Annotated in this window: 11 protein-coding genes and 1 tRNA gene; 8 read left to right on the forward strand and 4 right to left on the reverse strand. The window is 57.3% G+C overall.

Features of this window, described 5'->3' with window-relative positions; translation table 11 throughout:
• Window positions 1-2 precede the first annotated feature (2 nt).
• Genes NB069_RS15095 through yejF form a run of 3 tightly spaced genes read left to right on the forward strand, consistent with a single transcriptional unit; the run spans window position 3 to window position 3,713 of the window.
• Window positions 3-1,097 carry a microcin C ABC transporter permease YejB gene (locus tag NB069_RS15095; RefSeq protein WP_250584833.1) on the forward strand — a complete coding sequence of 365 codons (1,095 nt, stop codon included), beginning with the start codon at window positions 3-5 and terminating at the stop codon, window positions 1,095-1,097.
• Window positions 1,097-2,122 carry an ABC transporter permease gene (locus NB069_RS15100; RefSeq protein ID WP_250584834.1) on the forward strand — a complete coding sequence of 342 codons (1,026 nt, stop codon included), beginning with the start codon at window positions 1,097-1,099 and terminating at the stop codon, window positions 2,120-2,122. The genes NB069_RS15095 and NB069_RS15100 overlap by 1 nt, the downstream gene beginning before the upstream one ends.
• 1 nt (window position 2,123) lies before the next feature.
• Window positions 2,124-3,713: a microcin C ABC transporter ATP-binding protein YejF gene (yejF, locus tag NB069_RS15105; RefSeq protein WP_250584836.1), complete on the forward strand. Its 1,590-nt coding sequence runs from the start codon at window positions 2,124-2,126 to the stop codon at window positions 3,711-3,713.
• Between the two features lie 4 nt (window positions 3,714-3,717).
• On the opposite strand, the gene NB069_RS15110 is transcribed toward yejF, so the two are convergent.
• From NB069_RS15110 to rsuA, 3 genes are all read right to left on the reverse strand, one after another.
• Complete coding sequence (locus NB069_RS15110; RefSeq protein WP_039031032.1) at window positions 3,718-4,062, reverse strand: YejG family protein; 345 nt, start codon at window positions 4,060-4,062, stop codon at window positions 3,718-3,720.
• A 333-nt stretch (window positions 4,063-4,395) separates the two neighbouring features.
• A complete protein-coding gene (locus NB069_RS15115; RefSeq protein WP_250584838.1) occupies window positions 4,396-5,592 on the reverse strand; it encodes a Bcr/CflA family multidrug efflux MFS transporter in 1,197 nt (398 codons plus the stop codon).
• Window positions 5,593-5,607: 15 nt separating this feature from the next.
• On the reverse strand, window positions 5,608-6,315 hold the full coding sequence (gene rsuA / locus NB069_RS15120; protein WP_250584840.1) for a 16S rRNA pseudouridine(516) synthase RsuA: 708 nt from the start codon (window positions 6,313-6,315) through the stop codon (window positions 5,608-5,610).
• Window positions 6,316-6,466: 151 nt separating this feature from the next.
• Here rsuA and NB069_RS15125 point away from each other — a divergent pair, with 151 nt between their 5' ends.
• Window positions 6,467-8,227: a DEAD/DEAH box helicase gene (locus tag NB069_RS15125; RefSeq protein WP_250584842.1), complete on the forward strand. Its 1,761-nt coding sequence runs from the start codon at window positions 6,467-6,469 to the stop codon at window positions 8,225-8,227.
• Between the two features lie 124 nt (window positions 8,228-8,351).
• Window positions 8,352-8,636: a 50S ribosomal protein L25 gene (gene rplY, locus NB069_RS15130; protein ID WP_250584844.1), complete on the forward strand. Its 285-nt coding sequence runs from the start codon at window positions 8,352-8,354 to the stop codon at window positions 8,634-8,636.
• Between the two features lie 51 nt (window positions 8,637-8,687).
• On the opposite strand, the gene yejK is transcribed toward rplY, so the two are convergent.
• The gene (gene yejK / locus NB069_RS15135; protein WP_250584846.1) at window positions 8,688-9,695 is read right to left on the reverse strand and encodes a nucleoid-associated protein YejK; all 1,008 of its coding nucleotides are present in this window, start codon (window positions 9,693-9,695) and stop codon (window positions 8,688-8,690) included.
• A gap of 134 nt (window positions 9,696-9,829) precedes the next feature.
• Between yejK and NB069_RS15140 the strand changes: the two genes are divergently transcribed.
• The 3 genes from NB069_RS15140 to NB069_RS15150 all read left to right on the forward strand — a co-directional run bounded on the left by NB069_RS15140 (window position 9,830) and on the right by NB069_RS15150 (window position 11,984).
• A complete protein-coding gene (locus tag NB069_RS15140) occupies window positions 9,830-10,057 on the forward strand; it encodes a YejL family protein (RefSeq protein ID WP_032612681.1) in 228 nt (75 codons plus the stop codon).
• 17 nt (window positions 10,058-10,074) lie between these two features.
• On the forward strand, window positions 10,075-11,835 hold the full coding sequence (gene yejM, locus NB069_RS15145; protein WP_250584848.1) for an LPS biosynthesis-modulating metalloenzyme YejM: 1,761 nt from the start codon (window positions 10,075-10,077) through the stop codon (window positions 11,833-11,835).
• Window positions 11,836-11,907: 72 nt separating this feature from the next.
• Window positions 11,908-11,984, forward strand: a tRNA-Pro gene (locus tag NB069_RS15150).
• Window positions 11,985-12,032: the final 48 nt, after the last annotated feature.

Here is a 12,032-nt window from a genome sequence, read left to right on the forward strand (position 1 = left end):
CAATGGGCGCTTATTTACTTCGTCGTTTACTCCTGGTGATCCCCACTCTGTGGGCGATTATCACCATCAACTTTTTTATCGTGCAGATTGCCCCGGGCGGTCCGGTGGATCAGGCCATTGCCGCCATTGAATTTGGCAACAGCGGCGCCATGCCCGGCGGAGGCGATGAAGGGATGCGCGCCAGCCATGCCCGTACCGGGGTGGGCAACATCAATGAGAGCCACTATCGCGGCGGACGCGGGCTCGATCCCGAGGTGATCGCCGAGATCACCCAGCGTTACGGTTTTGATAAGCCGATCCATGAGCGCTACTTCAAAATGCTGGGGGATTACCTGCGCTTCGATTTTGGCGACAGTCTGTTTCGCAGCGCGTCCGTGCTGCACCTGATCAAAGAGAGCCTGCCCGTCTCCATTACCCTTGGGCTGTGGGGCACGCTCATTATCTACCTTGTTTCGATCCCGCTCGGCATTCGTAAAGCGATGGATAACGGCAGCCGGTTCGACATCTGGAGCAGCACCTTCATTATTATTGGCTATGCCATCCCGGCGTTCCTCTTTGCCGTGCTGCTGATTGTCTTTTTCGCGGGCGGAAGCTACTTCGACCTCTTCCCGCTGCGCGGCCTGGTCTCGACCGATTTCGACACGCTGCCGTGGTATCAAAAAATCACAGATTATCTGTGGCACATCACCCTGCCGGTGCTGGCGACGGTGATCGGCGGATTTGCGGCGCTGACCATGCTTACCAAAAACGCCTTCCTGGACGAGATCCGCAAGCAGTACGTGGTCACCGCCCGCGCCAAAGGGGTGAGCGAGCGGCGCATCCTGTGGAAACATATTTTTCGCAATGCCATGCTGCTGGTGATCGCCGGTTTTCCGGCCACCTTTATCAGCATGTTCTTTACCGGCTCCCTGTTAATTGAGGTGATGTTCTCCCTCAACGGCCTGGGCCTGCTGGGCTACGAGGCCACCGTCTCGCGGGATTATCCGGTGATGTTTGGCACGCTCTATATTTTCACCCTGATTGGCCTGCTGCTGAATATCCTCAGTGATATCTGCTATACGCTGGTCGATCCGCGTATTGATTTTGAGGGTCGCTGATGCTGCGCTTAAGCCCCATCAACCAGGCCCGCTGGGCTCGCTTTCGTCACAACCGCCGCGGCTACTGGTCGCTGTGGATTTTCGCCCTGTTTTTTGCCCTGAGCCTGTGCTCGGAGATCATCGCCAACGACAAGCCGCTGCTGGTGCACTTTAACGATCGCTGGTACGTCCCGGTGCTCAAAAACTACAGCGAAAGCGACTTTGGCGGCCCTTTTGCCACCGCGGCGGATTATCAGGACCCGTGGTTACAGGCGCAGTTAAACGAACACGGCTGGGTGCTCTGGACGCCGATCCGCTTTGGCGCCAGCAGCATTAACTTTGCCACCACCACGCCTTTCCCGTCGCCACCCTCGGCGCAAAACTGGCTGGGCACCGATGCCAACGGCGGCGATGTGCTGGCGCGCATTCTGTACGGGACGCGAATTTCCATACTCTTTGGCCTGATGCTGACCCTCTTTTCCAGCGTGTTGGGCGTACTGGCGGGCGCGGTCCAGGGCTATTACGGCGGTAAGATTGACCTCTGGGGACAGCGGTTTATCGAAGTGTGGTCCGGCATGCCGACGCTGTTTTTAATCATTCTCCTTTCAAGCGTGGTGCAGCCCAACTTCTGGTGGCTGCTGGCTATTACGGTGCTGTTTGGCTGGATGGCGCTGGTGGGGGTGGTGCGGGCGGAATTCCTGCGCACCCGTAACTTCGACTACATCCGCGCGGCCCAGGCGCTGGGGGTGAGCGACCGCGGGATCATTTTCCGCCATATGTTGCCGAATGCCATGGTGGCGACGCTAACCTTCCTGCCGTTTATTCTGTGCAGCTCCATCACTACCCTCACCTCGCTCGATTTTCTCGGTTTTGGCCTGCCGCTGGGCTCGCCTTCGCTGGGTGAACTGCTGTTGCAGGGCAAAAATAACCTCCAGGCGCCGTGGCTCGGGATCGCCGGTTTTCTCTCCGTCGCCGTTCTGCTTTCGTTGCTGATTTTTATTGGCGAAGCGGTCCGCGACGCCTTCGACCCCAACAAGGCGGTGTAAGATGACGCAGCCCTTGCTCCATATCGACGCGCTCTCCATTGCCTTTCGCCAGCAGGGAGAGGTGCGCAGCGTGGTGAACGACATCTCCCTGAAAATTGATGCCGGCGAAACGCTGGCCCTGGTGGGTGAGTCGGGTTCCGGGAAGAGCGTCACCGCCCTGTCCGTTCTGCGTCTGCTGCCTGCCCCGCCCGTGCTCTATCCTCAGGGCGATATCCTGTTTCATGGCCAGTCGCTGCTGCATGCCGACGAACGCACGCTGCGCGGCGTGCGCGGAAATAAGATCGCCATGATCTTCCAGGAGCCGATGGTGTCGCTGAACCCGCTGCACACCCTTGAAAAACAGCTCTATGAAGTGCTCTCCCTGCATCGGGGTATGCGCAAGGAGGCGGCCCGGGGAGAGATGCTGGACTGCCTCGAACGCACCGGGATCCGCAATGCCGCGAAACGGCTCGGCGATTTTCCCCATCAGCTTTCCGGGGGGGAACGCCAGCGGGTGATGATCGCCATGGCGCTGCTGACCCGCCCGGAGCTGCTGATCGCCGATGAGCCCACCACCGCGCTCGACGTCACGGTGCAGGCGCAGATCCTGCAGCTGTTACGCGAGCTACGCGACGAGCTGAACATGAGCCTGCTGTTCATCACCCATAATCTCAGCATCGTGAAAAAACTGGCTGACCAGGTGGCGGTGATGCAGAACGGCCGCTGCGTGGAACAGAACCGCGCCGCGCCGCTGTTGGCCGCGCCACAGCATCCCTATACCCAGCGGTTGCTCAACAGCGAGCCCGCAGGCGATCCTGTCCCGCTGCCGGACGCCGCTCAGCCGCTGCTGCGCGTGAAGGATCTCTCCGTGGCGTTTCCGGTGCGCAAAGGCATCCTGCGCCGGGTAGTGGACAACAAGCAGGTGCTGAACAACGTCAGCTTTACCCTGAGCCCCGGCGAGACCCTGGGGCTGGTAGGTGAGTCAGGATCCGGCAAAAGTACCACGGGACTGGCGCTGTTACGCCTGATCGCCTCGAAGGGGGAGATTATGTTTGACGATCGTCCCCTGCACGAGTGGGATCGCCGCCAGATGCTACCCGTTCGCCACCGGATGCAGGTGGTTTTTCAGGATCCTAACTCCTCCCTTAACCCGCGCCTTAACGTGCAGCAGATTATTGAGGAGGGGCTGCGTGTCCATCAGCCCGGCCTCAGCGTGCGGGCGCGTGAAGAGGAGGTCATTCGGGTGATGAGCGAAGTGGGGCTGGATCCGCAGACCCGGCATCGCTACCCGGCCGCTTTTTCCGGCGGCCAGCGCCAGCGGATCGCCATCGCCCGGGCGCTGATCCTGCGCCCGGAGCTGATTATTCTGGACGAACCAACCTCATCACTGGACAAAACCGTCCAGGCGCAGATTCTGGCGCTGCTGAAAGATCTGCAGCAAAAACACCGCCTGGCCTATATCTTCATCAGCCACGATTTGCAGGTAGTACGGGCGCTATGTCACCAGGTGATTGTGTTGCGGCAGGGGGAAGTGGTCGAGCAGGGAGATTGTCAGCGCGTGTTTGCCGCGCCGACGCAGGAATATACGCGTCAGCTGTTAGCGTTACGCTGACGCTTCAGAAAGGATTCTGGCCAGAGAAAGGCTCGGCTATCGCCACACCGACGTTTTTCAGGCGGCAGGTTGCTGCGAACTCATCCTGGCTTTTCACAAACAGGCATGGCTCGCCTTCGCACTCCAGCACCGAGCTGTAAAGCTCAATGTCCGTCAGCGCCTGGCTCAGTTTTTCCATCAGCGGCCACGCGTTGCCCTCTTCCGGGCTCAGCAGCTTAAGGGCCACCAGACAGTTGTCAGGATTTGTTCCGCTCTGCGGAATCGGTTCAACCTTCGAGCCTGCAAAACCCGCTGACCAGCGATAGCTCTGCGGCAAGCGATGCACAATTGAGAGCTGTAATGTATTCACGTTTGTTCCCCGGAAGCAAAATTTACTTCACAATCTATTTACATTTATAGTAACACATCATCACTCACCTGCTCTGTTTTTAGTAAGAAAACGCTTACACCCAGTTTCCGTGGGCATTGACGTCTTATTTATCAGGGCTTTTTATGAGTGTTTCAGGTTCATAGCGGCGCTATATGTACCCGTTTCTGTGATCTAACACAACCTTTTTAACTACAAAGATGTGACTATTTACACAAATAGATTTTACATAAAAGAAACAAACAAGAGGTCAATGAACCGCCTTTTAATTGACCTGCATCAAAAAAGGGCCCGGTCTGGGCCCTTAATTGTGCATCAGTTCACCGATTTTCGCGGCCGACTGGCATAGAGGCAGAAAAGAATGGAGCAGGTGGCGCACAGCGCAATTGTCCAGAGCATCGGCCAGGCGCTGTCAAAGGTCGCCAGTGAGAGCAGCGCGCCGACAATAGCACCGATCCCGAAGCGGAAGGTTCCCGCCAGTGAAGAGGCGGTCCCGGCCATGTGCGGAAATTCATCGAGAATGACGGCCATGGCGTTGGACGAGACCATCGATATACAGCCGACAAACGCCGCGATACCCACCACCAGCGCCCAGAATCCAACATCGAAGAAGGCGGTTACCACCATCCACACCGCCATCACAAACTGGATCCACAGCCCGATGCGGAACATATTCAGCGCCCCCACCCGGCGGACGAAGCGGCTGTTAATCATCGTCAGTACGAAGATGAACACCACGTTCAGCGCGAAGTAGTAGCCAAAATGCTGCGGAGAAACATGGTTAAGCTCAATGTAGACAAAGGGCCCGGCGCTGAGGAACGAGAACATCCCGGCAAAGCTGAAGCCGCTGGCCAGCATGTAGCTCAACACGCGCTTATGGCGAAACAGCGAGGCAAAGTTGCCAAGCGTGGTGCGAATATGAAACTTCTGCCGGTGCTCAACAGGGAGCGTCTCTTTAATAAAGAAGAAGATCATCGCCGAGGCCAGCAGGGCCGCCAGCGCCAGGATCCAGAAAATCGCATGCCAGCTAAACCACACCAGCACCGCCCCCCCGACCATCGGCGCCACCAGGGGTGCCACGGTGGTGACCATCATGACGAAGGACATCATGCGGGAGAACTCTTCTTTCGGGTAGATATCACGCATCAGGGCGTTGATGACCACGCTTGCCGCCGCAGCCGCCAGGCCATGGAAGAAACGCATCACAATCAGGTGATCGACGGACTGCGCCATGGCACAGGCCATCGCCGCGCCGGCGAATACCAGGGTCCCGCCCAGCACCACCGGTTTACGCCCCAGGCTGTCGGCCATTGGCCCGTAGAGCAGCTGCCCGAGCGCAAAACCGAGAATATAGCTGCTGAGGGTCATTTGCACGCTACCTGCCGGCACGCCAAATTGCTCAGCGATCACCGGTAGCGCGGGCAGATACATGTCGATGGACAGCGGCATCAGCATGGCCAGCAGGCCAAGAATAAAGACAATGCTCAACGACGAGTGTGGCCTGGTGGTCACAGTTAGCTCCTGAAATTAGCGTGAAGAGAGGCCAACGCTGGCAATTTCTTCTTCCGTCAACGGGCGGTATTCGCCCGGCTCAAGTTCCGGGTCGAGAAGGATCTCCCCGATCCGTTCGCGATGCAGACCCACCACGTGATTTCCCACGGCGGCAAACATGCGTTTTACCTGGTGATAGCGCCCTTCACTGATGGTCAGACGCACTTCGGTTGGGGTGATGACTTCCAGCACGGCGGGTTTAGTCAGATCTTTTTCATTATGTAGCTGGACACCCCTGGCGAATTGCTCAGCCGTGCTGTCGCTCACCGGGTTTTCCAGGGTCACCAGATAGGTTTTCTCGCAGTGGTGACGCGGGGAGGTGATGCGGTGCGACCACTGGCCGTCGTCGGTCATCAGCACCAGGCCCGTGGTGTCGATATCCAGACGCCCGGCGGCATGGAGTTTATGCGCGACAGGCTCATCGAGGAAATAGAGCACGGTAGGATGATCGGGGTCTTCGGTGGAGCAGACGTAACCTTGCGGTTTATTGAGCATGAAGTAGCGCGGACCATTCTGCTGCGTCAGCGAATTGCCTTCATATTCTACCTGCTGTTCAGGCTGGAGTTTGAACGCGCTGTCTCGCACAATATCCCCATCCACGGTGACGTGGCTGGCGCGGATCAGACGCCCGGCAATAGCGCGGCTTACGCCGAGTTGCTGAGCGATAAACTTATCAAGTCGCATGAAATATTTTAAGCCTTAAAGGTGCCAGGAGCCGGACAAGGCGTCCGGAAAAGAAGCAGTCGGAAACAGATCAGTATAACGGGCTCTGTGCGCCACTCAAGGGAAAAAGTTTCATGGCATAATATGAGCGAGATAACCAAACCGAGACCCCATGACCTTTACACTTCGCCCCTACCAGCAGGAAGCCGTGGACGCCACCCTCGCCCACTTTCGTCAGCATAAAGAGCCGGCGGCCATTGTGCTGCCCACCGGCGCAGGCAAAAGCCTGGTGATCGCCGAACTGGCGCGTCTGGCCCGTGGCCGGGTGCTGGTGCTGGCGCACGTCAAAGAGCTGGTGGCGCAGAACCACGCCAAGTATCTGGCGCTGGGCCTGGAGGCGGATATTTTTGCCGCCGGGTTACAGCGTAAAGAGAGCCACGGCAAGGTGGTTTTTGGCAGCGTGCAGTCGGTGGCGCGCAACCTGGACAAATTTCAGAGCGAATTCTCCCTGTTGATTGTGGACGAGTGCCATCGCATCAGCGATGACGATGACAGCCAGTATCAGCAGATCCTGAGCCATCTGAAGAGCGTTAACCCGCAGATCCGCCTGCTGGGGCTCACCGCCACGCCGTTCCGCCTCGGCAAAGGCTGGATATACCGTTTTCATTATCACGGCATGGTACGCGGGAATGAAAACGCTCTCTTCCGCGACTGCATTTACGAGCTGCCGCTGCGGTACATGATTAAACATGGCTACCTGACGCCGCCGGAACGGCTGGACATGCCGGTGGTGCAGTACGATTTCAGCCGCCTGCAGGTGCAGAGTAACGGCCTGTTCAGCGAGGCAGACCTTAACCGCGAGCTGAAAAAGCAGGATCGCATCACCCCGCATATCATCAGCCAGATTATGGAGTTCGCCGCCACGCGCAAAGGGGTGATGATATTTGCCGCCACCGTGGAGCACGCCCGGGAGATCGCTGGCCTGCTGCCCGCCAGCGATGCGCAGCTTATCACCGGTGAAACCCCCGGCAGCGAACGCGATCGGCTGATTGAAGCTTTTAAGGCGCAGCAGTTCCGCTACCTGGTCAATGTGTCAGTGCTTACTACCGGTTTTGATGCCCCGCACGTGGATCTGATTGCCATTCTGCGCCCGACCGAATCCGTCAGCCTCTATCAGCAGATTGTGGGCCGCGGCCTGCGCCTGGCCCCGGGTAAAACCGACTGTCTGATTCTGGATTACGCCGGGAACCCGCACGACCTCTATGCTCCCGAAGTGGGCGCGCCCAAAGGAAAAAGCGACAACGTACCGGTGCAGGTGTTTTGTCCCGCCTGCGGGTTTGCCAATACCTTCTGGGGTAAAACCACCTCTGACGGCACGCTCATCGAGCACTTTGGCCGCCGCTGCCAGGGCTGGTTTGAAGATGACGAGGGGCATCGCGAGCAGTGCGACTATCGCTTTCGCTTTAAAAACTGCCCGCAGTGCAATGCCGAGAACGATATCGCCGCCCGCCGCTGTCGCACCTGCGATACGGTGCTGGTCGATCCCGACGATATGCTGAAAGCGGCCCTGAAGCTGAAAGACGCCCTGGTGCTGCGCTGTAGCGGGATGGCGCTGGCGCAGGGTGCCGATGAAAAAGGCGAATGGCTGAAAATCACCTATTACGATGAAGACGGCGCTGATGTAAGTGAGCGCTTCCGCCTGCAAACGCCCGCCCAGCGCACCGCCTTTGAACAGCTGTTTATCCGCCCGCATACCCGCACGCCCGGCGTGCCGCTGCGCTGGATCACCGCCGGGGATATCCTGCATCAGCAGCCGTTGCTGCGCCACCCGGATTTTGTGGTGGCACGGAAAAAAGGGCAGTTCTGGCAGGTGCGTGAAAAGGTGTTCGATTACGAAGGCCGTTTCCGCCGCGCCAATGAATTGCGGGGTTAGCGGGACTTTTCGTTGATGTGAAAGCCATTTGAGTATAAAATGCCGCCCGCTTCACATCCGTGATGCAGAACACTCACCTGTTGCTGGGTCGCCTGTAACAGGATTTTTATACAGAGAGAAATCAATGTTCACTATCAATGCAGAAGTACGTAAAGAGCAGGGTAAGGGTGCGAGCCGCCGCCTGCGTGCAGCTAACAAATTCCCGGCCATCATCTATGGCGGCGAAGCTGCTCCTGTCGCAATCGAACTGGACCACGACAAACTGTGGAACCTGCAGACTAAGCCTGAATTCTACAGCGAAGTTCTGACCATCGTTGTTGACGGTAAAGAAGAGAAAGTTAAAGCTCAGGCCGTACAGCGTCACGCTTTCAAGCCAAAACTGTCTCACATCGACTTCGTTCGCGCGTAATCGCAAACTGGTCGAAAAAAAACCCCGCATTGCGGGGTTTTTTTATGGCGGTTATTTACCGCCGGCGGTGCGACGCTGCAGCTGGTCCCGCAGGTTTGGCGGGGTGCCTTTAATGGTCAGCGTGTCGGTCGCCGGATCCCAGAAAATGCGCTCGCCCAGCAGCATGGCGTCAAAGTTAAGGGTTAACCCACCGCCGCTACCGGCAAATTTGGTCAACTGACGCAGCGTGCTGCGATCCGCCGGGAAGCTCTCTTCCAGCTCGTAGCCCTTCTCCGCCGTAAATTCCTGGAAACTCACTTCGCTGACGCCCGCCAGCTCTTTAGAGAGCGACTCCAGTTCAATCTCTTCCCCCGCCTGCAGCTGTTCGTTGCAGTAGGTATACACCTGCTGACGCACGTTCTGGCGCTCTGCTTTATCCAGCTCGGCTTCCGCGGTGAAGTCATCCACCGCCTGCAGCAGGCCTTTATTTTGCGCTTTGGCGTTCAGGCCTTCGCTGGCACCGAGGAAATCCATAAAGAAGTCGGCCACCTTGCGCCCTACCCGGCCTTTCAGGAAGGTCAGATAGCGGGTGGATTCGGGATTGGTCTCCCATTCGGTCAGATCGATACGCGCCACGATATCCGCATGGTTGATATCCAGATAGTGGGTGGAACTGATATCCAGCTGCTCATTGACGCGCATGCTGCTTAAGTTATTCAGCACCGCCACCAGCAGATACTCCACCGCCAGGTAGCGGTAGTGGCAGAACAGCACGATACCGCCGTCGGCAAAGGGGTATTTTGCCAGCTCATCACGCAGGCGGCCGGTTGCCGCGCGGCTAAACGCGAGAAACTCCTCTTCGCCCTGACGCTGCTGGCGCAGCGCCTGCGCCAGTTCGCTCTCTTCGCTGAACAGGCCGTAGGCTTTATTTTTGGCACTGTAAACGCGGTGCAGCTCTGCCATCATGTCAACAACGGTAGGCGTCGGTTCCAGTAACGAATCGCGCAGCACCAGCTCAAGGGTTTGCTCATCACGCTTGATAAGCTGGTGCAGGGCAATCTGGTTGATATCCAGACTCATGATAAACTCTCCTTTTAGACCGGGCCGTATTCAACCACCCCCCAGTCATGTATGCAACCGAAGATAAAAAAGGGGAAAAAAAGCTGTTGCTACGGTAATATGTTGCCCTTTCCTCTACAAACAGATTTCGATTTATGCCACAACTCTCCCGCTACAGTGATGAACACGTTGAACAAATGCTCAGTGAGCTGCTCAACGTACTGGAAAAACATAAGGCACCGACCGACCTTTCCCTGATGGTGCTGGGAAATATGGTGACTAACCTTATCAATACCAGCGTTGCGCCGGCCCAGCGCCAGGCGATCGCGAAATCCTTCGCCCAGGCCTTACAGTCCTCGGTCAACGACGACCAGGCGCACTAAGGGAACCGAACCCGTTTATGGTGACGAATCGTCAGCGCTACCGTGAAAAAGTCTCCCAGATGGTTAGCTGGGGGCACTGGTTTGCCCTGTTCAACATTCTGCTGGCGATGGTGCTCGGCAGTCGTTATCTCTTTGTCGCCGACTGGCCGACGACGCTTGCCGGACGGGTTTACTCCTGGATAAGCGTCATTGGTCATTTCAGCTTTCTGGTGTTCGCCACCTATCTGCTGATCCTCTTCCCGCTGACGTTTATCGTCATGTCGCAGCGGCTGATGCGGTTTGTCTCCGCCATCCTTGCCACCGCAGGCATGACGCTGCTGCTGATTGACAGCGAAGTCTTTACCCGTTTTCACCTGCATCTTAATCCCGTCGTCTGGGAACTGGTGATCAATCCCGACCAGAACGAAACGGCGCGCGACTGGCAGCTGATGTTTATCAGCGTGCCCATTATCCTGTTGATTGAAATGCTGTTTGCCACCTGGAGCTGGCAAAAATTGCGTAGCCTGACGCGTCGTCGTCGCTACGCCAGGCCGGTGGCCGCCCTGTTTTTCGTGGCGTTTATCGGCTCACATTTCATGTATATCTGGGCAGACGCCAACTTCTACCGGCCGATCACCATGCAGCGCGCGAATTTACCGCTCTCTTATCCGATGACCGCCCGTCGCTTCCTCGAGAAACACGGTCTGCTGGATGCGCAGGAGTACCAGCGCCGCCTGATCGAGCAAGGCGATCCTGAAGCCGTTTCGGTGCAGTATCCGCTGAGCGATCTGCGCTACCGTGACATGGGCCAGGGGCAGAACGTGCTGCTTATCACCGTCGACGGTCTGAACTATTCCCGCTTCGAGAAGCAGATGCCCGCGCTGGCTGAGTTCGCCGATAAGAACATCAACTTTACCCAGCATATGAGTTCCGGTAACTCAACCGATGCCGGTATCTTTGGTCTGTTCTACGGCATTTCGCCAGGCTATATGGACGGCGTGCTGTCTTCGCGTATTCCGGCGGCGCTGATCACCGGGCTGAACCAGCAGGGCTATCAGCTGGGGCTGTTCTCCTCTGACGGCTTTAGCAGCCCGCTCTATCGCCAGGCGCTGTTGTCTGACTTCTCGTTGCCGACAACGAAAAGCCAGTCCGACGAGCAGACTGCCGGGCAATGGATCAACTGGCTTAACCGTTATGCGCAGGACGATAACCGCTGGTTCTCCTGGATTGCCCTGAATGGCACCACCCTGGATGACAGCAACCAGAAAGCCTTTAACCGCCGCTACGCTCAGGCCGCAGGCAATGTGGATACCCAGATTGCCCGGGTGCTGGATGCGCTGCGCGAATCCGGCAAGCTGGAGAACACCGTGGTGGTGATCACCGCCGGTCACGGCGTGCCGCTGGGCGACGAGCGCAACGATGTCGACTGGGCCCGCCCTCGCCTGCATGTTCCGCTGGTGATCCACTGGCCTGGCACGCCATCGCAGCGCATTAACATGCTGACCGATCATAAGGATGTCATGACCACCCTGATGCAGCGTCTGCTCCACGTCAGCACGCCAGCCAATGAGTATTCTCAGGGTCAGGATCTGTTCAGCGCAACGCGTCGTCATAACTGGGTTACTGCCGCCAGCAACAACACGCTGGCCGTCACGACGCCAAAACTGACGCTGGTGCTGAGCAGCAATGGTAATTACAAAACCTATGATCCATTGGGTGAAAAACTCGACGACCAGACGCCACAGCTGAGCCTGCTGTTACAGGTGCTGACGGATGAGAAACGGTTTATCGCTAACTGATTTAAAATTAATCAGTTAGCCTGAGCCACCCTTGCATTAAATGCGGAATTGGGTAGTATAAATTTTATGTGTCGGCACGTAGCGCAGCCTGGTAGCGCATCGTCATGGGGTGGCGAGGGTCGAGAGTTCAAATCTCTCCGTGCCGACCAAACAATTTGAAGACAAAAAAGCCAGCCGGTTAACCGGCTGGCTTTTTT

The organism is Leclercia adecarboxylata (genome assembly GCF_023639785.1).
In the GTDB taxonomy this organism is placed as follows: Bacteria; Pseudomonadota; Gammaproteobacteria; order Enterobacterales; family Enterobacteriaceae; genus Enterobacter; species Enterobacter adecarboxylatus_D.